A 21,007-nucleotide genomic window follows, 5' to 3' on the forward strand; every position below is an offset into this window, starting at 1 on the left:
GATCCACAGCCATGCGCCGCTTCTACAAGACCGTCTCCGTCGCGCCGGACGCGCCGGATTTCGAGATCCGGCTGGACGACAGGCCGCTGCGCACGCCGGCCAAGCACCCGTTGCGGCTGCCGACACCGGCCCTAGCGGAGGCCGTCGCCGCGGAATGGGACCGGCAGGGAGAGAAGATCGTCCCCGCCGGCATGCATCTGACCCAACTCGTCTACACCGCCCGCGACCGGGTCGCCCCGGATCGGACGACGGTTGTCGGCGCTGCGGTGAGCTATGGGGAGACGGACCTGCTCTGCTACCGCGCGGAACACCCCCAAAGCCTCGTGGAGCGCCAGCACCAGGTCTGGCAGCCGCTGCTGGATTGGTGCGCCGTCGCCCATGACGCGCCGCTGGCGGTGACGAAGGGTATCGCGCCGGTCGCGCAGCCGGAGGAATCGATAGCCTCGCTGCGCCGGGCAGTCGAAGCTCAGGACGATCTTCGCCTGATCGCGCTCCAGACGGCGACATCGCTTCTCGGCTCCCTCGTGCTGGCGCTGGCGCTGCTCGACCGCAGGATCGGGTGGGAAGGGGCGATGGCGGCCTCCATGCTGGACGAGGATTTCCAGATCGAACGGTGGGGCGAGGATGCGGAGGCCGTGAAGCGCCGCGCCGCGCTACGGGAGGAACTGGCCGCCATCGACGATTTCATCGCACGGCTGGATATCTGATGCGGGCCCGCGCGCTCGCTCCGCTTCGCGCTACATGCTAAGCAAAACCAAAGACTGAATAAAGCGCAGGGGGAGCGCCGAGCGATGCGGGAAATCCTGGAACGGCTGGAAGCGAAACGGGCGGCGGCGCGGCTCGGCGGCGGGGAGAAGCGGATCGCCGCCCAGCACGCAAAGGGCAAGCTGACGGCGCGGGAGCGGCTGGAACTGCTGCTCGACGAAGGATCGTTCGAGGAATGGGACATGTTCGTCGAACATCGCTCCAGCGATTTCGGGATGGCCGAACAGAAGATCCCCGGCGACGGCGTGGTCACGGGTTACGGCACGATCAATGGCCGGCTGGTCTTCGTCTTCTCGCAGGATTTCACCGTCTTCGGCGGCTCCCTCTCCGAGGCCCATGCGGAGAAGATCTGCAAGGTCATGGACCAGGCGATGAAGGTCGGCGCGCCGGTCATCGGCATCAATGATTCAGGCGGCGCGCGTATCCAGGAAGGCGTGGCGTCTCTGGGCGGCTATGCCGATGTCTTCCAGAAGAACGTTCTGGCTTCGGGCGTGGTGCCCCAGATCTCCATGATCATGGGCCCGTGCGCCGGCGGTGCGGTCTACTCCCCGGCCATGACCGACTTCATCTTCATGGTGCAGGACAGCTCCTACATGTTCGTCACCGGGCCGGACGTGGTGAAGACCGTCACCCATGAGGTCGTGACAGCGGAGGAACTGGGCGGGGCGGCCACCCATACCGGCCGTTCCGGCGTCGCCGACCTCGCCTTCACGAATGATGTGGAGGCGCTGCTCCAGCTCCGCCGCTTCGTCGATTTTCTGCCCGCCTCCAACCGAACAGCGCCGCCGGTGCGCCCGACCGCCGATCCGGTGGACCGGCCGGAGCCGTCGCTGGACACGCTGATCCCGGACAATCCCAACAAGCCCTACGACATGAAGGAGCTGATCGCCAAGGTCGTGGACGAGGGCGATTTCTTCGAGCTTCAGTCCGATTACGCGAAGAACATCCTCACCGGTTTCGGCCGGATGCAGGGCCAGACGATCGGCATCGTCGCCAACCAGCCGATGGTGCTGGCCGGCTGCCTGGACATCGATTCGTCGCGCAAGGCCGCCCGCTTCGTCCGCTTCTGCGACGCCTTCAACATCCCGATCGTGACCTTCGTGGACGTGCCGGGTTTCCTGCCGGGCACGACTCAGGAATATGGCGGCATCATCAAACATGGCGCGAAGCTGCTGTTCGCCTATGCCGAGGCGACGGTGCCGAAGGTCACGCTGATCACCCGCAAGGCCTATGGCGGTGCCTATGACGTCATGGCGTCAAAGCATCTGCGCGGCGACGTGAACTACGCCTGGCCGACGGCTGAGATCGCGGTCATGGGTCCGAAGGGCGCGGTGGAGATCATCTTCCGGGGCGATTCCGGCGATCCGGCGAAAATCGAACAGCGCACGCAGGAGTATCGGGAGAAGTTCGCCAACCCCTTCGTCGCCGGGGCCAGGGGCTATATCGACGACGTGATCCAGCCGCGCAACACCCGCCGCCGGCTCTGCCGGGCACTCGCCATGCTGCGCGACAAGAAGCTGGAGAACCCCTGGAAGAAGCACGACAACATCCCGCTCTGAGGAAATGCCGCGAAGGCCGCAGGGTTTTTTCCGGGACAATGGTATGGTCATCGCGGCCCCCTTGGGTATAACTGTCGGCGCGCGAACGGCGCCAAAAAAACGGAGGAGACACGATTATGACAATCACTAACGCCCAACGGCGCAACAGGATCGGCGCTGCAGTCGCCGCGCTCGCGCTGCCTGTCCTGTTTCTCGGCGCCCACGGCACCGCAAGCGCGCAGAACCTGTCCATCGCCACCGGCGGCACGGGCGGCGTCTACTATCCGCTCGGCGGCGGCATCGCCACGGAGATTCGCGAGAATGTCGACGGCTACGACGCCACCGTCCAGGAGACGAACGCCTCGGTGGACAACATGCTCCTCCTCAAGGCCGGCGCGGCCGACCTGGCCCTCGGCGTGGGCGACACGGTGGCGGCCGCTGCCGCCGGCGTCGACCCGTTCGAGGAGCCGCTGGCGATCTGCGCGATCGGCATCCTGTACAGCAACTTCATGCAGCCGGTGACCACCGAAGGGACCGGAATCGAGAGCGTCGAGGACATGGCGGGCAAGGTCGTCTCCGTCGGCGCGCCCGGCTCCGCGACCGAGGTTGGCGCCATCCGGATTCTCGAGGCTGCCGGTCTCGACCCCGAATCGGACATCGACCGGCGCCAGCTTGGCGCGGCGGAGACGGTGGCGGCGCTGCGTGACGGCACGATCGACGCGGGATTCTGGTCCGGCGGCCTGCCGACCGGCGCTCTGGTCGACCTGGCCAGCACGGGCGAGATGAAGATCGTCCCGATCGGCGAATATGCCGAGGCCCTCGCCACTGAATATGGCGGCTACTACATGGAGAAGTCCGTGCCCGCCGACACCTACCAGGGTCAGTCGGAAGCCGTTTCGGTCATCGCCTCGCCGAACGTCCTGGTCGTGCGCGCCGACATGGATGAGGAGCTGCAGCAGAACATCACCGCAGCCATCTTCGACAACAAGGAAGACCTGGTTCAGGTGCATCCGGCGGCCAAGGAACTCGATCCCTCCACGGCCGGCGAGATTCCGTTCATCGAAACTTGTCCCGGATCGCAGGCCTACTACGATCAGGCCGGTTAACCTCCTTGCGTAATCCGGCCGCCGTCGCCGTCGTGCTCGCCTGTCTGGTGAGTCCGGCCGCCTCGGCGGCCGGGCTCGACCCCGCGCAGGGTGAAGCCGCTCGGGCAATCGTCGTTCGCAGCCACGACGGCGGCATTCTGGCGAGCGTGCCCCTGCACGGCGAGCATTTCGCGGTGAGCTACCGCAATTCGATCTACGGCACACCGGCCGAGGAACGCTACGAAGTTCTGCCTGACGGCCGCTACCGGCTGGTGCAGATCGCGGCGGACCAATTGGCCGTGCTGGAGGAATATTACGCGGTTCCCGGCGCCCCGCGACGTGCGGAGGAACCGGACCGTCGCGAATGGGTCGTGCCGCCGGATCCCGCGCATCCGTTAGTGCTTGAACGCCTGTCAATAGCTGCTACAGACCTCGGCGAGCGCACCGTGCATGTGCCCGGCGCGCCGCCACTTGAGCTTTGGCGGCTGGTCGAGGACGGGCAGCCATTCGTCGTCCTGGGCATTGAGGAGAATCCATGACCGAGCGATCCGGCGTCAGCGTCGTCGGCGATCAGCCTATCGATGAGGAAGCGCTGCTTGCTGAGTTCGAGGCCGAAAAGCCTGCCCGTCGGCTGAGCGGTATGCCTCTTCTCGCGGCCCAGACGATAGGCGTGTGCCTTTCGCTTTTCGCGCTCTACTGGGTTTTCAACCCGATGGCGAAGCAGTTCTACCTGCCGTCGTTCCTGATGATCAGCCTGCCCATGACCTTCCTGGTCTATCGCGGCTGGAGCCGGCCGAACGGATCGGGTTCCGAAGCGCCGGACAACCCGCATCTCCTGGACTGGGCGCTGGCGGTGATTGCGGCGGTTCCGTTCGCCTACATCATCTCGGACTGGGATTCCTTCTTCCGGCGCGCCATCATCCCGACCCCGCTGGACATGGCGATGGGGACGATCGCCATTCTGGTCACTCTGGAAGCGGCCCGCCGAACCGTCGGGCTGCTGGTCCCGCTGGTGGTCCTCTTCTTCTTCGGCTACGCGTTCTGGGGCCCTCTGTTCCCAGCGCCCTTCGGCACCTCGGCTTTCGGCTGGGCCCGGCTGGTCGGCCACAACGTCATGGGCACGCAGGGATTGTTCGGCGTTCCCACGGACGTTGCGGCGACCTACATCATTCTCTTCACGATTTACGGCGCGGTGCTCAGCGCGTCCGGCGCCACCCGCTTCTTCATCGACCTGTCCTTCTCCGCCTTCGGCCAGTCGAAGGCCGGACCGGGAAGGACCGTGACCATGGCCGGCTTCCTGCTCGGCACCGTCTCCGGCTCCGGCGTCGCCACCACCGTGACGCTGGGCGGTATATCGTGGCCACTGCTGCGAAAGGCCGGATACCCGCAGGAACATGGCGGCGCCGTCCTTGCCGCCGCCGGCATCGGCGCCATCATGTCGCCGCCGACATTGGGGGCCGCCGCCTTCATCATCGCTGCGCTACTGGGCGTTTCCTATCTGCAGGTGCTGATCTGGGCGACGATCCCGACGCTCCTCTATTATCTCGGCATCATCCTGTCGATCGAGATGGACGCCCGGCGCTTCAAGACCCACACGGTCGATATCGAGGTCAAGCCCGTCGGCGGGCTGCTGCTGCGCTTCGGCTATCACTTCAGTTCGCTGATCGCGATCGTGGTGTTCATGGCGATGGGAATGACCCCGTTCCGCGCCGTGATGTACGCCACCGGGCTCGCCTTCATCCTCAGCTTCCTGGACCGGGAAGCCTGGATGACCCCCCGGCGCATCTGGGACGCGCTGGCCCAGGGCGCCATGGGCGCGCTTTCGGTCATACCCGTCATGGCCGCAGCCGGGCTGATCGTTGGCGTCATGACGCTCACCGGGCTCGGGCTCAAGCTGGCGAACATCATCGTCATGATCGCCGGCGGCAATTTGTTCCTCACCGCGCTCTTGTCGGCGATATCCATCATTCTTCTCGGGCTCGCCGTTCCGGTAACCGCCAGCTTCATCATCTCCTGGGTGATCATCGGCCCCGCCTTGCAGGATGTGGGCGTTCCGGCATATGCCGCGGCCATGTTCATCTTCTACTATTCCGTGCTCAGCGAGGTTTCCCCGCCCACCGCGCTCTCGCCGTTCGCCGCTTCCGCCATCACGGGCGGCAAGCCGGTGAAGACCATGTGGCTGACCTGGCGATATACGCTCTCGGCCTTTCTGGTTCCGTTCATCATCGTGCTGTCGGACCCCGGCATAGGCCTCCTGTTCCAGGGCGGATGGCAGGTGGTCCTCCTTTCGTTCGTCATCTCCGTCATAGCGGTCTCCGCGCTCGCGGTGGCGACCGGCGCATGGCTGCTGGGACCCGCCGGATGGGCCGAACGCATCCTGTTCGGGATCGGGGCCGTCGCGTTGCTTGTGATGGAGCCGATCTTCATCGGCGTCGGGGCCGCGGCGATCGTCATCGGGTTCCTGATTCATATCGTCGGGCGGCGGCGGCATGCATCGCCGGCGAGCAGGGAAGGATAATCGGCGGAATCCTGCCGGCGCGAGAGGTGCCCCGGCGGAATTCCGCCGGGGCAGCCGGTCAGGAAGCCCGGCTTTGCGCCCTGGTGGTCATGATCACGCCGGCCATGATGATGGCGGTTCCGATCCAGGTCGGCGGAGAATAGCTTTCGCCCAGGAAGAAGATTCCAGCGACGAGGCTGACTGCCGCCCCGACATAGCCGATCTGGCTCAGATAGACCGGTCCGCCGACTGCTTGTAACCGGAAGAAGAAGGCGAACATCGCGGCGGAGGCGGCGACTTGCGCAACCACCAGCAACGGCGCGTCGAGAAGGCTGCCGAAGGAGCCGCCGTCGCCGATGGCGAAGACCCCGGCAAGCAGCATCGCCGCCGCCGCCAGATGGCTGCCGACCGCCAGCTCGGTTGGCCCGGCCCCTTCCGGCCAGTCCTTGGTCCGGTAGATGTTGCCGGCGGCGAGGCTGACCGGGATCAGCAGGCCGATGCCCACCCAGAACAGGTCCGCCGGCTGGGAGGCCTCGCCGCGCGTCATCGTCACCATCACCGCCCCGGCGAAACCGACCGCGATGCCCGCCACGCCCAGCATGCTGGGCCGGCGCACGCCCAGAAGGATCGACAGCACCAGCGTCACCACCGGCGACAGCGTCAGCATGATGGCCGTGTAGCCCGCGCCCAGATGCGGGATGGCGGAGAACATCAGTATGTTCGGGATGGCGTAGGAGATCGCGGCCGCGATGACGAAGTAGCGCAGCTTGTGCGCGGTGAGTCTGAGGGGCATCCGCCGCGCCAGCAATACGCAGAGCAGCACGCTGCCCGCGCCGAAGGAGATGACGAAGGACCACAAGGTCGGCGGGATTCCGCCTTCGGCCGCCAGCTTGCCGAAGGGCGGCGTCATGCCGAGCAGCCCTCCGGTGACGAGCAGCAGGCCGAACGCCGAATCCTGAAGCCGACTCATCGGGCCTTTCCCGGTGGCGACGGGCGCAGCCGTTTCGTCCGTCATGCCGCAGCCTTCCTGATGAAGCCTTCGAAGGCTTGACCGAACGTCGTCAGGAACGCCTTCGTGTTGTCGTTGACCAGCTTCCCGCCATCATCGAACAGCCCGGCGATCGCGTTGGCGACCTTCCGGCTGTAGGATTCCCGGCGCAGGCTGCCGACAAGAACCGCGACTCTGGTCATTTTTCCATCACCCTTGGCTTGCAACTGGTTTCGCGATAATCTTTAGTGTAAAGATACTTTACGTCAAGATACTTATGGTGAGTTAAATGGATCGTGCGGCGAGAGCGGTGGAGCAATGGGGGAGGGAGCGGCCGGATCTGGATGCCAGCCCCATGGCCGTCCTGGGACGGCTGGCCGAAGCGGCCTACGTCACGCGGGATCGGATAAACCCGCTATTCGCGCGGTTCGGGTTGCAGCCGGGGGAATTCGACGTGCTGGCGACGCTTCGGCGATCGGGAAAGCCCCACGCGCTGACGCCGACCGCGCTCTACGAGGCGACGATGATCTCATCGGGCGCCATGACAAACCGGCTCGACCGGTTGGAACGCGCCGGCCTCATCGCGCGGGAACCCCATCCGACCGACCGGCGCGGCGTGGTCGTCCGGCTGACGGAAAAGGGCCTCGCCCTCATCGACGAGGCGGTGACCGCCCATGTCGAGAACGAGCACCAGATCCTCTCCGGCCTGACGGCTGAGGAACGGGACACGCTGGCGGCCCTTTTGGCGAAGCTGATCGCCAGCGTGGGGTGATTCTTCCCCCATTCGTCGTCATGCTGGACCCCGATCCAGCATCCATGCGGCGTCGATGGAAGCTGGGGCCGCGCTCGTTCCTTCGCTGTCGGTGAAGCGGCGATGGCCTATGGATTCCGGATCAAGTCCGGAATGACGAGGAAGGGAAAGGTTCGCGCCCCTCTTCCTCATGGTGAGCCCGTCGAACCATGTGGGCACAGACGCTTCGACAAGCTCAGCGTGAGAAGGTGGCGGGCGGCGAAACCCTACCCGTCCCCCGCCCGGTCGATGAAATCGCCGCGGTCGATGCCGTGCTTGACCATCTTCTCGTTCAGGGTCCGCCTGGGGACCTGAAGAGCCTCCATCACGGCGGTGACCGAGCCGCCATGCTCCTCCAGCGCCATCTCGATCAGTCGGCGTTCGTAGGCGGCCACCAGATCGGCCAGCCCCGTCGTTTCGCCATGCGACGCCGTTCCGCCCAGGCGCAGGATTTCCTCCACCGATCGCCCTGTGGCCGAGAGGCCCAGCGCGAAACGCTCCGCGATCATCTTCAGTTCGCGGACATTGCCGGGCCATCGGTGCGCCATGAGGGCGGCGATGTCCGACGAGGACGCGGTTCGGCGCGGCTTGCCGAGGCGGGTGCAGGCGCGATCCACGAACAGTTCGAATAGAAGCGGGATGTCCTCCATCCTCCGGCGCAGGGGCGCCAGGTCGATCTCCGCCGCATTGAGCCGGAAATAGAGATCGGACCGGAAGCGCCCGGCCTGGCTTTCGGCCATGAGGTCGGCCTTGGAGGCGGCGATGACGCGGATGTCCAGGCTGATCTGGCGGTTGGAGCCCACCCTTTCCACCACCCGCTCCTGAAGGACGCGCAGAACCTTCGCCTGGACGGCGAGCGGCATGCTCTCGATCTCGTCCAGCAGCAGGGTGCCGCCGGTCGCCTGTTCGAACTTGCCGATCCTTTGGCCGCGTGCGCCGGTGAAGGCGCCCGCTTCGTGCCCGAACAGCTCGCTCTCGACCAGCTCGGCCGGTATGGCGGCGCAGTTCACGGCGACGAAGGGGCCATCGGCGCGGGGGGAGAGATCGTGGATAGCCCGCGACACCACCTCCTTGCCCGTCCCCGTCTCGCCGGTGATGATCACGTCGGCGTCGATGGCCGCCAGTTCGGTTACTGCCTGCCGCAGCCGCGCCAGCGTCGGCGACATGCCGACCAGCCGGCCTTCCAGGGCCGTCTCCCGTCCGTCCAGACGGAAGCGCAACTGCTCGATCTCCCGCTTCAGCCGGCACTGCTCGCCGGCCCGTTGCAGCACCGCTGCCAGATGTTCGGGCATATAGGGCTTCTGGACGAAGTCGAACGCGCCGTCGCGCATCGCCTCCACCGCCATCGGGATGTCGCCATGGGCCGTCAGCAGGACGACGGAGATGCTCTCGTCCAGCCGGCGGATCGACCGCATCAGTTCAAGGCCGGTGATTCTGGGCATCTTGACGTCGGTCAGCACCACGTCCGGCTTCAGGCGCTCCGCCGCCGCCAGACCCTTTTCGGCGTCCGGCGCGTCCGTGACGTCGAAATCCAGCAGGCCCAGCCATTGGATGATGGAATCCCGGACGACCTTCTCGTCGTCGACCACCAGCACATTCAGTCGTGTCACGTCGCCATGCTTTCTTCGCGCTCGCGCGCCGCGCCCTCTTGGGCGATCGTCTGAAGGGGGATGCGGATGCGGAAGGTCGTGCCGCGCCCCACGGCGCTGTTGACCTCGATCCCTCCGTCCAGATCCTTGATGATCCCATATACAATGGAGAGGCCAAGCCCGAGGCCTTCGCCGACCTCCTTCGTGGTGAAGAAGGGGTCGAAGATCAGCTCCAGCCGGTCGGCTTCGATGCCGCTGCCGGTGTCGGTAACGGTGATCATCGCCTCGTCCCCGTCCGCGGCCAGAGCGACGGATAGCGCACGCCGGTCGACCGATTGCAGGGCGTCGACGGCGTTGGACAGGATGTTCACCAGCACCTGCTCCAGCCTGATCGCGTTGCCCAGCACATAGACCGGCCCGTCGGGCGTGTCGACCGTCAGCGCGATACCGGAGGATTTGAAGCGATAGCCGATGAGCGACAGGGCGTTGGACACGACCTGCCGCAGATCGGTCGGCTGGCGCGCCTCCGTCTCCTTCCGGGAATAGGTCTTGAGGTGCCCGGTCAGGGAGGTCAGCCGCTCCAGCAGGGACTGCATGGAGGACAGGTTGTCGTCGACCGTAGTCCACTCCCGTCGCCGCACCAGGATCTTCATGCTGGCGAGGTAGGTCCGAAGCGCCGCCAGAGGCTGATTCACCTCATGGGCCACGCCCGCCAGCGCCTGCCCCAGGCTCGCCAGCTTCGACGCCTGGATCAGCCCGGCCTGCGCCGCCCGCCGTTCCTCCTCCGCCCGGACCCGCTCCTCCATCTCGCTGCGCAGGCGGCTGTTCGCCTCCCGCAGCTCCAGCGTCCGGCGCGCCACCCGCTGCTCCAGGAATTTGTGGGCGTTCAGCTTCAACGTCGTGGTGCGGTGCCGCTGATAGGCGACCACCGTCAGCAGGATGAGGGCGATCGCCCCGGTTCCAGCCGCGATGCCCGCCCCGATCGACCGCCAGCCCAATTCGGAGACGGGCTTGAAGAACATCAGTGACCAGTTGTGCCGGGGCAGGGCGCGGCGATAGAGGACATAGCGCCCGCTATCCTCCTCCGGCGGATCAGTGAATCGGACAAGCTGCGCGCCCCGCCAATCCTGCCGGGAGGCGAAGATGGGCGGGGCGGTCGATGAGCCGGGTCCGTACTGCCGCGTCGTCTCCAGAAGGCGGCGGATTTCGCGATCCAGCGGATAGAGCGGCCGGTATCGCCAGTCGGCGCGGGCGGAGAGGAAGGCCACGCCCTTCTCGTCGATCGCGGCGATCAACTCGTCCGATTGTGACCAGCGGGCCTCGACCTGCCGCAGATCGACCTTCACCACCGCGACGCCGGCCGGACGGCCGTCGATGTCGATGCGGCGGGAGAGGTAGTATCCGGGGATGCCGCTGCTGGTCCCCAGCGCGTAGTACTGCCCCGCCCGGTCCCTCACCGCGTCCTGATAGTAGGGGCGGAAGGTGTAGTTCTGGCCGACGAAGCTGTCCGGCTCCCGCCAATTGCTGGAGGCGAGCGTCAGCCCGTTGATGTCCATGACATAGAGCTGGTTGGACGCCGTCGTCTCGTTGAGGCCGTACAGATAGTTGTTGGCGGCGGCGACGGCGGCGGGATCGTCCGGGTTTTCCAGCAGGATCTGGATCGGCTCCGCCTGAGCGACCACGAAGGGCAGGTAGCGGAAGCCCTCGATGGTCGCTTCCAGCGTCATGTCCAGCAGGGTCAGCCGGTTCTCGGCCTCGTCCCCCAGCCGCGCCAGATTGCGCCTCAGCGCCAGTTCGAACGCCGACCATGCGGTCAGGGCGACGAACAGCAGCCCGACAAGCGCCAGCGCCGCCAGGGACCAGCCCCGCGGTCGCCGGAACCCGCTCCGCATGGTTTGGAAGGTCAGCGCCATGGGCGCACACTACGCCGGAGCGCCCGACGCGCGCCAGCATGGCGGGGTTCAGGCGGCCTCGATCCGCAGCCGGTCGGCCCTCCAGGCGCCGGGCCAGACTTCCGCGCCGCCCGCGCGCAGATCGCGGATCGTGTCGACGGGCAGGTCGCGGGCGATCAGCATCGGCCCGTCATCCTCCGTATCGCCGGTCGGCTCGACGGACGCATGGATGCCGGTGAAGCCCAGCGCCTCCTCGCACGGGGTGAAGACGGACGCGCCGGAATAGTTGGTCTCGCCCGGCCACTGGGTCCCGATCGTCCCGACCGCCGCGACGATCGTCTGCAACTCCACCGCCCGCGCCTTGGCGCAGCCGAAAACGCGGTGGTAGCCGGACGGCTTTCCGGTCATCGACGGCGTCAGGATCAGGTCCAGCGTGCGGTCAGCGACGGCGGCGGCAAGCGCCGGCAGTTCGATGTCCAGGCAGATCATGATCGCGACCTTCAGCCCCCGCCACTCGATCACCTTCAGCCTGTCCGACGCGGTGAGCGACCATGCCTCAGGGTCCTTCTCCGCAGGCGTCAGGCACAGCTTGTCCTGGGTTACGATCGTCCCGTCCTCCAGCACCAGATGGGCGCGGTTGAAGAACCCGCCTTCGCCGTCGGCGGCCGGCATGGTGCCCGCCAGCAGCGCGACGCCGTGGCGACGGGCGATCTCCGGCAGCCCGGGCAGCGCGCGGACCCCTTCGGCCGCCATGAAGGCCACCTCCTCATGGCGGGCAAGGCCAGCGGGCTTGTACATCAGCCAATGGGCGGAATTGTATTCCGGCATCACCAGCATTCCCGCCCCTGCCTTGGCCGCCTCCGCGGCCTTGGCGTCGATCAGGGACAGCCAGCCGTCGATGCCGTTCAAGGGGCGGGCGATGTTCGTGGCCCAAAGGGCGATGGTGGGGTTTGTCATTGGTTCTCCGAATTTCAGGAAGGCGCTACGATTTCAGCCGCGTCCACACGCGGTCGCGCAGTTCCACGGCTTCGGCTGAGCAGTTCTGCGCCGGGCGCAGCCTGTCAGTATATTCCTCCGGCATGTTCACCGCCGGATCGTCTCGCAGGGATTCATCAAGAAATTCAGACGATCCCCGAATCGCATTCATGTAGCCGGTGAAGTTGGACGCGATGGCGATATTCTCCGGCGCCATCATCCAGTTGATGAAGGTCTTGGCATTCTCCGGGTTCGGCGCGTCGACAGGGACCATGAAATTGTCGGTCCAGAAGTCCAGCCCCTCCTTCGGATAGACATACACTACTGTCGGGCGTCCCTCGCGTATCCGATGCGCGGCACCGTTCCACTGCATATGGACGATGACCTCCCCCGCGATCATTCGGTCGATCCCGCCATCGGAATTGTAAAGGGCGACATGGGGCTTCTGCGCTTCCAACACCTCCAGGATCTGGAGCGCCACCTCCGGGTCCTCCGTGCATTGATCGACGCCCAGATAGAAGGCGGCGGCGTTGTAGACCGACGCCGGGTCGCTCAGCATCGCGATCGATCCGGAAATCTCCTCGCCCGGTTCGAAGATCGCGCCCCAGCTTTCCTCCAGCGGCTCCGACACCCGCGCGCTGTCATAGGTGAAGCCCGTGGTGCCCCACATATAGGGCGCGGAATAGGCGCGTTCCGGATCGTACCAGGGCTCGGCGTGCGGCGGCATGACATTGGCGAAATTCTCCATCTCGCTGGCGTTGATCTCCAGCGCCATGCCTTCCTTGATCATGATGTCGACCATCCAGTCCGACGGCACGATCACGTCGTAGCCGGCCGCGCCCGCTTGCAGCTTCGCCAGCAGGCTTTCGTTGGATTCGTAGATGTCGAGCGTGACCGCGATCCCCGTATCCTCCTCGAATTTCTCCAGCAGGTCCGGCGGGAAGTAGTTCGACCAGTTGTAGAGGAACAACTCCCCCGACTGGGCCGCGGCCGGGCCGGCGGCGAGCGCGGCCAGCGCCGTTCCTGTCAGCAGACGGATAGTCGTTGAACGGATCATGTCGAAGCCTCCTCGGGCTGTTGGGTCGGCCTCAGTTCCGTGACCGGCCGACGATGAAGGACAGGGAAACGAAGGCGATTGAGATCAGCAGCATGAAGGACGAGGTGGCGTTCACTTCCGGCGACACCCCGATCCGGATCGCGCCGTAGATATAGACGGGCAGGGTGGTCGCCCCGGCGCCGGCGACGAAATAGGTGATGACGAAATCGTCCAGCGAGATGATGAAGGCGAGCATCAGGCCCGACAGCACGCCCGGCCACATCAGCGGCAGCGTCACCCGGCGGAACACCTCCCACGGCGTGGCGTAAAGGTCGGCGGCGGCTTCGGCCAGGCGGGGATCCATCCCCTCCAGCCGGGCGCGGATCGGCAGGTAGGCGAAGGGGATGCAGAAGACGGTATGGGCCAGGATCACCGTCCCCAGCCCCAGCGGGATGCCGGCCAGCACGAAGAACAGCAGCGTCGCCACGGCGGTCACGACCTCCGGCACCAGCAGCGGCAGCGCGATCGTTCCGTTGATCGCCGACTGCCCGCGGAAGTTTCGTCGCGACATGCCGAGCGCGGCCGGAATGGCGAACAGGGTGGCCGCGATCGACGCCGTCGTCGCCACGATCAGCGAATTGTAGGCGGCGCGGACGATCGCCTCGTTGGCCAGGACCACGCCATACCAGTCGGTGGTGAAGCCGGTCCAGATCGTCGCCGAACGGTTGGCGTTGAAGGACAGGACGATCAGGATGACGATCGGGACATAGAGGTAGACGAAGAACAGGCCCGCCCCCAGGCGCATGCCGGGGAAGCGGCGCAGCGGCGACATCCGGCTCATTTCGACACCTGCGGCGCGGTGCGGAACCGCATCAGGTAGGCCATCATCGTCACCAGGACCAGCCCCAGCAGCGCGAAGGCCAGCGCCGCGCCGAACGGCCAGTTGCGGGCCGATCCGAATTGCGCCTGTATAAGGTTGCCGATCATCAGCTTCTTCGCGCCGCCCAGCAGGTCCGGCGTGACATAGGCGCCGAGGCAGGGGATGAAGACCAGGATGCAGCCGGCCGCGATGCCAGGCGACGCCAGCGGCAGCACGATCCGGCGCAGCGCGCGCCATTTGTCGGCGCCCAGATCGTAGGCCGCCTCCACCAGCCGGAAATCCAGCTTCTCCAGGCTGGCGTAGATCGGCAGCACCATGAAGGGCAGGAAGCTGTAGGTCAGGCCGATAGCGATGGCGAAATCAGTATAGAGCACGTCGATCGGTTGGTCGGTGACGCCCAGCGACCGCAGCCAGCCGTCGATCAGCCCGCCGTTCCGCAGCAGCAATATCCAGGCGTAGTTGCGGACCAGGAGGTTGGTCCAGAACGGGATGGTGACCAGGAAGATCAGCAGGTTGCGGTACTTCTCCGGCTGCATCGCCATGTAGAGCGCGGTCGGCAGGGCGATGGCGAGGCAGAGGATCGTGGTGCTGAAGGACAGCCAGAAAGACCTGAGGAATATCTCCAGATAGTCGGTGTTCAGCACCAGCACGGAAGGGTCGAGGAAATCCTCCTCGAACAGGAACCGGCGATAGGATTCCAGCGTGAAGGTTCCCCAGGTCACGCCGCCGAACTGGCCCTTCTCCAGGATCGAGACATAGGCCATGAGGCCGAGCGGGATCAGGAAGAAGATCGCGATGAAGATGATAGCCGGCGCGACCAGCCATTGCGGCCGGGAGAAGGGGGAGGAACGGTGCGCCACGAGGGTCAGTCCTCCAGAACCTGGATTGCGTCGGGGGCGATCGTCAGCCTGATGGCGTCGCCTGGCGCAGGCGATCCAGCTCTGTCGCGGTTCTGGACCCGGACGGTCAGCTTCACGTCGCTATCCTTTAGGGCGACGTGATAGAGGGTGTCGGTGCCGAAATAGACGATGTTGTCGACCCGCGCCTCCAGCCCCTCGCCGTCGGTCCGGAAGCCGACCCGTTCCGGCCGGACCGCCAGCGTAACCTCCCGTTCGCCGTTTGCCGGCGGCGGTCCGATCAGCGCCGCGCCGCCCGAAAGGTGATAGCGCGCCGATCCGTTCTCGACCCGGTCCAGGCTGGCGGCCAGGAAATTGCTCTCCCCGATGAAATCGGCCACGAAGCGGCGGGTCGGATGCTCGTAGATTTCCCGCGGCGCGCCGACCTGCAGGATCTTCCCGGCGCTCATCACCGCGATGCGGTCCGACATGGTCAGCGCCTCTTCCTGATCGTGGGTCACGAAGATGAAGGTGATCCCGGTTTCAGTCTGAAGGCGCTTCAGCTCGATCTGCATCTCCTTCCGCAGCTTGAGGTCCAGCGCGGACAGCGGCTCGTCCAGCAGCAGGACTCGCGGTTCGGACGCCAGCGCGCGGGCCAGCGCCACGCGCTGCTGCTGCCCGCCGGAAAGCTGCGCCGGCTTCCGCTTCTCCATGCCGCCCAGCTTCACCAGCTCCAGCATCCGGGCGACCCGGTCCCGCGCCTGTTCCTTGCCGGCGCGCTTCATCTCAAGCCCGAAACCGATATTCTCCTCCACCGTCATATGCGGGAAGAGAGCGTAGTTCTGGAAGACCGTGTTGACCGGCCTCTTGTGCGGCGGCAGGCCCTCGATCTCCTCGCCATAGAGCAGGATGTGGCCGCCGCTCGTCTCCTCGAACCCGGCGATCAGGCGCAGGAGGGTGGTTTTCCCGCAGCCGGACGGCCCCAGCAGGGTGAAGAACTCATTGTCCCCGATGTCCAGCGAAACGCCGTCCAGCGCCGTGACGCCGCTTTCCTGGCCGCTTTGGTAGATTTTTGTGACTGAAACGATGCCGATGGCCGGTGAAGCCGCCATTCGATCCCTCTAAAGGTCCGTTTTTCGCCCTCCTGGCGCGCCGTCGGATTATGAGAAGCCGAATCAATCCTTGGCAAGCCCGCGAAGGTACAAAGATTCGCACGCGATGCGTGCAACGGAAATATTTCATCTCACCACTTGACGAAATAGTTTCCGTATGCGTTAAATATTTTTGTGAACGTTAGGGAGATCGTGCGATGAAAGACCCTTTCCGCCGGCCCTCCCTCGGCTCGGCCGTCTATTACAAGGATCCGCTCGCGGCGCTCGACTGGCTGGAACGCGCCTTCGGGTTCGAACGCAGCATGGTCATCACCGATTCCGACGGCAATCTCGGCCATTCGGAGATGAAATTCGGCGACGGCTACATCATGGTCGGGTCCGAATGGACCGACAGCGTCGCCAGCCCGTCCTCCGTCGGCGGCAAGAACACCCAATCCGTTCATATCCAGCTCAAGGACGGGATCGACGATCATTGCGCCCGCGCCAAGGCGGCCGGCGCGGTCATCGTGCGAGGGCCTGAGGACCAGTTCTACGGCGACCGGACCTATTCCGCCCGCGATCCCGAAGGCCATGTCTGGACCTTCGGCCAGTCCGTCCGCGAAGTCTCCCGAGAAGAGGCGGAGAGGGCGAGCGGCCTGAAGATCGAGGGCTGGGCGTGACGGCTGCCCCGGCGGTCGATCTCGACCGCACGCTCGCGGCCCTGGCCGATCCAAGGCGCAGGCTGGTCGTCGACCTGCTGCGCGACCGTCCCAGGCGGGCGGGGGAACTGGCCGAGGCCGCGGGCCTGGGGCCCGCGGCGATGAGCCGCCATCTCCGGACGCTGCGCGCCAGCGGGCTGGTCGAGGAGACCCATCCCGAATTCGACGCGCGCGTCCGGGTCTATGCGCTGAGGCCGGAACCGATGGCCCATCTGAAGGCATGGCTGGAACAGACCGAACGGCTCTGGACGGAGCAGCTGGCGTCGTTCAAGGCGCATGTCGAACGCGCGCCGTGACCTCCCGCATCCTCGTCTCGCTCCGCGTCGCGGCGTCGCCCGAACGCGCCTTCGCCGTCTTCACGGAGGAAATCGGCCAATGGTGGCGGCCGAACATGCTGTTCGCCTTCACCGCCCGCCCGCCCGGCAGGCTCGCCTTCGAACCCGGCCCCGGCGGCCGCTTCATCGAAAGCTTTCCCGACGGGGAAATGTTCGAGATCGGGCGCGTCACAGCCTGGGAACCCGGCGAAAGGCTCGCCTTTACCTGGCGGCAGGAATCGTTCGAGGAAGGTCAGGTCACACGGGTGGAGGTGCGGTTCGAACCGATGGGCGACGAAACGCGCGTGACGGTCGAACATTTCGGCTGGGACAGCGTGCCGACCGTCCACGTCGCCCGCCACCGCTTCCCCGATGCGATCTTCCTGCAACGCCACGGCGAATGGTGGCAGGCGCTGCTGGCGGCCTATGGCGGACGGCTTTAGAAGCCTGCCTTTTTGCGGGGATTGGCCTCGTTCGCGGGATTCCAGCCTTCCACGAACTTCGTGAAGTCCGGGTCGGCCGGATCGGGCAGGGAGACGACCAGCCGGACATACTGGTCGCCATGGGCGCCGGTCGCGCCATCCCGCAGGCCCTTGCCCTTCAGGCGAAGCTGCGTGCCGCTGTTGGACCCCTTGGGCACCTTCACCGAAACCTTGCCGTCGATGGTCGGCACCTCGATCGATGCGCCCAGCACCGCTTCCCGCACGGTGATCGGCGCTTCCAGGTGAACGTCGTTGCCGTGGCGGGTGAACAGGGCGTCGGCCTCCAGCCTGATCTCCACCAGCGCGTCGCCGGCCGCGCCGCCGCCCAGCCCCTGCAGCCCCTGGCCCTTCAGCCGCAGCACCGCCCCGTCCTGCGTCCCCGCCGGCACCTTCACCTCGATGGTGCGGCCGTCGGACAGGCGCAGGCGCTTCTTCGTGCCGCCCGCCGCTTCCCGGAAGCCGACATTGAGGGTGTAGGACACGTCGGCTCCCTTCGGCCGGAAGCCGCCGCGCCCGAACACCTCGTCCAGGATGTCGGCGGTGGAGAAGCCGGCATGGGCGCCGCTCCGCGCGCCGCGAGCGCGCGTCCGCGCGCCGGCATGGGCTCGGGCGAAGGGATCCATGCGCTCCTTGCCCTCGGCATCGATCTCGCCCCGGTCGAAGCGCGCGCGTTTCTCCGCGTCGCCCAGCAGGTCGTAGGCGGCGGTCACGTCCCGGAACCTCTGCTCCGTCTTCTTATCGTCGGGGTGGAGGTCGGGGTGAAGCTGCTTCACCAGCTTCCGATAAGCCTTCTTGATCTCGTCCTGGCTGGCCGTCCTGGCCACGCCGAGAAGCTCGTACGGGTCGCGCATCCTCATCCTCGAAGCTCGAGCCCCAGGGGAAGGGGCGTCCGCCATGCTCGACGTTATAGGGGTACTATCTGGTGTCGCCGGAGACGATGCCGACTCCGACCTTCGCCTACGATAGCTTTTCTTCCCAATTCCTTAAACAAGCCGCGAACATGCCGGCGCCAACGGAAAACGCCGGGCGCGAAGGCCCGGCGTTCCGAAGGTCCGCTCGAAGGCGAAAAGCGTCAACTCACGACTTGCCAGGAGCCGTCGGCCTGGCGGCAGGCGGTGCCGCGCGCCGTCTGGGCCTGGCCGTCGACATAGATGGTCTGGCTGAAATCCCGGCAGTACTGGTTGCCGCGCTGATAGGTGCTGGTCGGCGTCACCGTGCCGTAATTGCCGGAATCCGGATTGCGCCATGTGGAGGTCTGGCCGGTCGGCACGGTTTCGAACGTGTTCTGCGCCGTCTGCTGGGCGGCGAGCTGGTCGGCGCGGTCGAGCGAAGCGCCGATCTCGCTGCCCAGGAACGCGCCCAGCACGGCGCCGACGCCCGTCGCGACGAGCTGGCCGCTGCCGCCGCCGATCTGCGACCCGGCGAGGCCGCCCGCCACCGCGCCGCCAAGGCCGCCGATGGTCTGCTTGGTGCCTCCGGTGGTGCAACCGGTGACCAGGGCTCCGGCCAGAAGGGCGGCAATTGCGATTTTGGACTTCATCTCTCTATCCTCCTGAAGGTCGCTCGCCATCCTGTCCGGGCGGCGGCTGCGGGTGACCTCTTTTGTAATTGCCATCCGTGAAGTGAACGGATGTGTGGAAAATTGGTCCCGAAACCTTAAGCTAGCCAGCGATTTCGACACAACTGTGGCTTGATCCTGTGGATACAGAGACTTTTGCGGGCAGGAAGACGGGCGATGATCTCCCCGAACTTGCCGATCCGTTCGCCTTGTTCTCCCTGTGGTTCGACGACGCCAAGGCGGCTGAGCCGGCCGATCCCAACGCGATGGCGCTGGCCACCGCGACGCCGGACGGCCGCCCGTCGGTGAGGATCGTGCTGTTGAAGGGGCTGGACGGGGAAGGGGCCGAGCCCCGCGGCTTCGTCTTCTTCACCAACCTCGACAGTCGGAAGGGCGGAGAACTGCGCTCCAACCCCCATGCCGCGCTCTGCTTCCATTGGAAGTCGCTGACCCGGCAGGTGCGGGTGGAAGGTCCGATCCTGCCCGTATCGCCGGCGGAGGCGGACGCCTATTACGCGACGCGGCCCCGTGGCTCCCGGATCGGGGCGTGGGCGTCGGACCAGTCCCGCCCCCTGGCCGACAAGGCGGAGCTTGTGGCGCGGGTGGTGGAGTACGAAGCCAGGTTCGGCGATGGCGACATTCCCCGGCCGCCCCACTGGTCGGGATTCCGCCTCGTCCCGTCGCGGATCGAATTCTGGCACGACCGCCCGTTCCGGCTCCATGACCGGCTGGTCTACCACCGGGAAGCGGGGACGCCGGCCCGCTGGCGGACGGAGCGGCTTTACCCTTGATCGGGCTCCCGAAGGGGTCGAGAAAGCAGCCATGAACGACATGGACGACGAGAACGGCGCTCCGGCGCCGGCCGACGAGCATGCGCGGCTGAAGCGCCTGGCGACCAATGCCAGCGTCGCCGTCGGGGCAACCCTGGCCGTCGCCAAGCTGGCCGCCTGGCTGCTGACGGATTCGGTGACCATCCTGTCCTCCCTGCTGGACAGCATCGTCGACGTGATCGCCTCTCTGGTCCTGTTCTGGACCGTGCGCCACGCGCTGCGGCCGCCCGACCGGTCCCACCGCTACGGCCATGGCAAGGCGGAACCGCTGGGCGCGCTGGCGCAGGCGGCCTTCATCGGCGGGTCCGGCATCGTGCTGATCGTCCAGGCGGCGGGGCGCTTCATCAATCCCGTGCCGCTGACGGCGACCGGAATCGGCATCGGCGTCATGGTCTGCTCGATCGCGATGACCTTCGGGCTGGTGATGTTCCAGCGCTACGTCATCCGGCGCACCGGCTCGCTCGCCATCGGGGCCGACCAGCTTCACTATGCGGGCGATCTGCTGGTCAATCTCGCGGTGATCGCCACCCTGCTGGCCTATCAGGCGACGGGCGCGGCGTGGCTCGATTCCCTGGCGGCGGCGGGGATCGCCGGCTACCTGCTGTTCAACGCCGCGAAGATCGGCCGCGGCTCCTTCGACGTGCTGATGGACAAGGAACTCTCGCGGGAGGACCGGAAGCGCATCCGGGAGATCGTGATCGGCGTGGAAGGGGCGGAGGGGCTACACGACCTCCGCACCCGCTCCTCCGGCACGGTGCCGTTCATCGAGCTTCACCTGGAGGTGGACGGGGCACTGACCGTCCAGGCCGCCCACGACATCGCCGATGCGGTGGAGGACGCGCTGCGGGAATTCTACCCCTCGGCGGAGATCATCCTCCACCAGGAACCGGCGGGACTGGACGACCACCGGCTGGACCGCGTGATCGCCAAGGGCCGGGCCTGACTTTCTTTCCGGCATGGTCACGCTGGACTACGATCCAGCATCCATGCGGTGTTGATGCGGTCGGGACCGCGCCCGATCCTTCGCCGCCGGTGAAGCGGCAAGGATCCATGGATTCCTGTGTGTTGGATGGTTGCTATGATGGGAGCGGGAAGGAGGCCGTTGGATTCGAGGTCGCCCGATCGGTAGACCGTATGCTGGC

Annotated in this window: 22 protein-coding genes; 11 read left to right on the plus strand and 11 right to left on the minus strand. The window is 66.3% G+C overall.

The features are described from left to right. The first annotated feature begins 11 nt into the window (after positions 1-11). The 5 genes from AAFN89_RS17775 (at position 12) to AAFN89_RS17795 (ending at position 5,906) form a co-directional block, all read left to right on the plus strand. A complete protein-coding gene (locus AAFN89_RS17775) occupies positions 12-707 on the plus strand; it encodes an ATP12 family protein (RefSeq protein WP_347540552.1) in 696 nt (231 codons plus the stop codon). 84 nt (positions 708-791) lie between these two features. Beyond that, entirely contained in the window at positions 792-2,324 is a 1,533-nt protein-coding gene (locus tag AAFN89_RS17780; protein WP_347540553.1) for an acyl-CoA carboxylase subunit beta, read from the plus strand. 116 nt (positions 2,325-2,440) lie between these two features. Next, complete coding sequence (locus tag AAFN89_RS17785) at positions 2,441-3,409, plus strand: TAXI family TRAP transporter solute-binding subunit (protein WP_347540554.1); 969 nt, start codon at positions 2,441-2,443, stop codon at positions 3,407-3,409. A gap of 5 nt (positions 3,410-3,414) precedes the next feature. Continuing rightward, positions 3,415-3,927 (plus strand): hypothetical protein, encoded by a 513-nt coding sequence (locus AAFN89_RS17790; RefSeq protein WP_347540555.1) that lies wholly within the window; start codon positions 3,415-3,417, stop codon positions 3,925-3,927. Next, positions 3,924-5,906, plus strand: coding sequence for a TRAP transporter fused permease subunit (locus AAFN89_RS17795; protein ID WP_347540556.1), 1,983 nt, complete (start codon positions 3,924-3,926; stop codon positions 5,904-5,906). The genes AAFN89_RS17790 and AAFN89_RS17795 overlap by 4 nt, the downstream gene beginning before the upstream one ends. Positions 5,907-5,964: 58 nt before the next feature. Here AAFN89_RS17795 and AAFN89_RS17800 read toward each other — a convergent pair whose 3' ends face one another. Then, positions 5,965-6,900 (minus strand): DMT family transporter, encoded by a 936-nt coding sequence (locus tag AAFN89_RS17800; protein WP_347540557.1) that lies wholly within the window; start codon positions 6,898-6,900, stop codon positions 5,965-5,967. Beyond that, positions 6,897-7,076: a hypothetical protein gene (locus tag AAFN89_RS17805; RefSeq protein WP_347540558.1), complete on the minus strand. Its 180-nt coding sequence runs from the start codon at positions 7,074-7,076 to the stop codon at positions 6,897-6,899. The genes AAFN89_RS17800 and AAFN89_RS17805 overlap by 4 nt, the downstream gene beginning before the upstream one ends. Before the next feature lie 86 nt (positions 7,077-7,162). Between AAFN89_RS17805 and AAFN89_RS17810 the strand changes: the two genes are divergently transcribed. Next, positions 7,163-7,645, plus strand: coding sequence for a MarR family transcriptional regulator (locus AAFN89_RS17810; protein WP_347540559.1), 483 nt, complete (start codon positions 7,163-7,165; stop codon positions 7,643-7,645). Between the two features lie 245 nt (positions 7,646-7,890). Here the strand turns inward: AAFN89_RS17810 and AAFN89_RS17815 are convergent, their stop codons facing one another. From AAFN89_RS17815 to AAFN89_RS17845, 7 genes are read right to left on the minus strand one after another with little or no spacing between them, the layout of a single operon-like run. Continuing rightward, entirely contained in the window at positions 7,891-9,273 is a 1,383-nt protein-coding gene (locus AAFN89_RS17815; protein WP_347540560.1) for a sigma-54 dependent transcriptional regulator, read from the minus strand. Beyond that, complete coding sequence (locus AAFN89_RS17820) at positions 9,270-11,165, minus strand: ATP-binding protein (RefSeq protein ID WP_347540561.1); 1,896 nt, start codon at positions 11,163-11,165, stop codon at positions 9,270-9,272. Before AAFN89_RS17820 ends, AAFN89_RS17815 begins: the two co-directional genes overlap by 4 nt. A gap of 48 nt (positions 11,166-11,213) precedes the next feature. Next, entirely contained in the window at positions 11,214-12,101 is an 888-nt protein-coding gene (locus AAFN89_RS17825) for a nitrilase-related carbon-nitrogen hydrolase (protein ID WP_347540562.1), read from the minus strand. A gap of 25 nt (positions 12,102-12,126) precedes the next feature. After that, positions 12,127-13,176: an extracellular solute-binding protein gene (locus AAFN89_RS17830; protein WP_347540563.1), complete on the minus strand. Its 1,050-nt coding sequence runs from the start codon at positions 13,174-13,176 to the stop codon at positions 12,127-12,129. Positions 13,177-13,207: 31 nt separating this feature from the next. Continuing rightward, positions 13,208-13,996 (minus strand): ABC transporter permease, encoded by a 789-nt coding sequence (locus AAFN89_RS17835; RefSeq protein WP_347540564.1) that lies wholly within the window; start codon positions 13,994-13,996, stop codon positions 13,208-13,210. Next, positions 13,993-14,895, minus strand: coding sequence for an ABC transporter permease (locus tag AAFN89_RS17840; RefSeq protein WP_347540565.1), 903 nt, complete (start codon positions 14,893-14,895; stop codon positions 13,993-13,995). The genes AAFN89_RS17835 and AAFN89_RS17840 overlap by 4 nt, the downstream gene beginning before the upstream one ends. Positions 14,896-14,900: 5 nt before the next feature. Continuing rightward, on the minus strand, positions 14,901-15,983 hold the full coding sequence (locus AAFN89_RS17845) for an ABC transporter ATP-binding protein (protein WP_347540566.1): 1,083 nt from the start codon (positions 15,981-15,983) through the stop codon (positions 14,901-14,903). A 197-nt stretch (positions 15,984-16,180) separates the two neighbouring features. Here AAFN89_RS17845 and AAFN89_RS17850 point away from each other — a divergent pair, with 197 nt between their 5' ends. Genes AAFN89_RS17850 through AAFN89_RS17860 form a run of 3 tightly spaced genes read left to right on the plus strand, consistent with a single transcriptional unit; the run spans position 16,181 to position 17,438 of the window. Continuing rightward, the gene (locus AAFN89_RS17850) at positions 16,181-16,642 is read left to right on the plus strand and encodes a VOC family protein (RefSeq protein WP_347540567.1); all 462 of its coding nucleotides are present in this window, start codon (positions 16,181-16,183) and stop codon (positions 16,640-16,642) included. Then, positions 16,639-16,977 (plus strand): metalloregulator ArsR/SmtB family transcription factor, encoded by a 339-nt coding sequence (locus AAFN89_RS17855; RefSeq protein ID WP_347540568.1) that lies wholly within the window; start codon positions 16,639-16,641, stop codon positions 16,975-16,977. Before AAFN89_RS17850 ends, AAFN89_RS17855 begins: the two co-directional genes overlap by 4 nt. Further along, entirely contained in the window at positions 16,974-17,438 is a 465-nt protein-coding gene (locus AAFN89_RS17860; protein ID WP_347540569.1) for an SRPBCC domain-containing protein, read from the plus strand. The genes AAFN89_RS17855 and AAFN89_RS17860 overlap by 4 nt, the downstream gene beginning before the upstream one ends. Here the strand turns inward: AAFN89_RS17860 and AAFN89_RS17865 are convergent. Further along, the gene (locus tag AAFN89_RS17865) at positions 17,435-18,328 is read right to left on the minus strand and encodes a J domain-containing protein (RefSeq protein WP_347540570.1); all 894 of its coding nucleotides are present in this window, start codon (positions 18,326-18,328) and stop codon (positions 17,435-17,437) included. The genes AAFN89_RS17860 and AAFN89_RS17865 overlap by 4 nt on opposite strands. Before the next feature lie 221 nt (positions 18,329-18,549). Then, positions 18,550-19,017 (minus strand): RT0821/Lpp0805 family surface protein, encoded by a 468-nt coding sequence (locus tag AAFN89_RS17870; RefSeq protein ID WP_347540571.1) that lies wholly within the window; start codon positions 19,015-19,017, stop codon positions 18,550-18,552. 158 nt (positions 19,018-19,175) lie between these two features. Here AAFN89_RS17870 and pdxH point away from each other — a divergent pair, with 158 nt between their 5' ends. Both pdxH and AAFN89_RS17880 read left to right on the plus strand, forming a co-directional pair. Next, complete coding sequence (pdxH, locus tag AAFN89_RS17875) at positions 19,176-19,826, plus strand: pyridoxamine 5'-phosphate oxidase (protein ID WP_347540572.1); 651 nt, start codon at positions 19,176-19,178, stop codon at positions 19,824-19,826. 31 nt (positions 19,827-19,857) lie between these two features. Then, positions 19,858-20,808, plus strand: a complete 951-nt coding sequence (locus AAFN89_RS17880; protein ID WP_347540573.1) for a cation diffusion facilitator family transporter — start codon at positions 19,858-19,860, stop codon at positions 20,806-20,808. Positions 20,809-21,007: the final 199 nt, after the last annotated feature.

It is taken from the genome of Inquilinus sp. CAU 1745 (assembly GCF_039839375.1).
Taxonomy (GTDB): domain Bacteria; phylum Pseudomonadota; class Alphaproteobacteria; order DSM-16000; family Inquilinaceae; genus JBDOQU01.

Coding starts and splice junctions, on each gene's coding strand:
- AAFN89_RS17835 (WP_347540564.1), bottom strand. CDS start 13,996: ATGAGCCGGATGTCGCCGCTGCGCCGCTTCCCCGGCATGCGCCTGGGG.
- AAFN89_RS17805 (WP_347540558.1), bottom strand. CDS start 7,076: ATGACCAGAGTCGCGGTTCTTGTCGGCAGCCTGCGCCGGGAATCCTAC.
- AAFN89_RS17780 (WP_347540553.1), top strand. CDS start 792: ATGCGGGAAATCCTGGAACGGCTGGAAGCGAAACGGGCGGCGGCGCGG.
- AAFN89_RS17800 (WP_347540557.1), bottom strand. CDS start 6,900: ATGACGGACGAAACGGCTGCGCCCGTCGCCACCGGGAAAGGCCCGATG.
- AAFN89_RS17820 (WP_347540561.1), bottom strand. CDS start 11,165: ATGGCGCTGACCTTCCAAACCATGCGGAGCGGGTTCCGGCGACCGCGG.
- AAFN89_RS17870 (WP_347540571.1), bottom strand. CDS start 19,017: ATGAAGTCCAAAATCGCAATTGCCGCCCTTCTGGCCGGAGCCCTGGTC.
- AAFN89_RS17865 (WP_347540570.1), bottom strand. CDS start 18,328: ATGCGCGACCCGTACGAGCTTCTCGGCGTGGCCAGGACGGCCAGCCAG.
- AAFN89_RS17810 (WP_347540559.1), top strand. CDS start 7,163: ATGGATCGTGCGGCGAGAGCGGTGGAGCAATGGGGGAGGGAGCGGCCG.
- AAFN89_RS17830 (WP_347540563.1), bottom strand. CDS start 13,176: ATGATCCGTTCAACGACTATCCGTCTGCTGACAGGAACGGCGCTGGCC.
- AAFN89_RS17880 (WP_347540573.1), top strand. CDS start 19,858: ATGAACGACATGGACGACGAGAACGGCGCTCCGGCGCCGGCCGACGAG.
- AAFN89_RS17845 (WP_347540566.1), bottom strand. CDS start 15,983: ATGGCGGCTTCACCGGCCATCGGCATCGTTTCAGTCACAAAAATCTAC.
- AAFN89_RS17775 (WP_347540552.1), top strand. CDS start 12: ATGCGCCGCTTCTACAAGACCGTCTCCGTCGCGCCGGACGCGCCGGAT.
- AAFN89_RS17795 (WP_347540556.1), top strand. CDS start 3,924: ATGACCGAGCGATCCGGCGTCAGCGTCGTCGGCGATCAGCCTATCGAT.
- AAFN89_RS17825 (WP_347540562.1), bottom strand. CDS start 12,101: ATGACAAACCCCACCATCGCCCTTTGGGCCACGAACATCGCCCGCCCC.
- AAFN89_RS17850 (WP_347540567.1), top strand. CDS start 16,181: ATGAAAGACCCTTTCCGCCGGCCCTCCCTCGGCTCGGCCGTCTATTAC.
- AAFN89_RS17785 (WP_347540554.1), top strand. CDS start 2,441: ATGACAATCACTAACGCCCAACGGCGCAACAGGATCGGCGCTGCAGTC.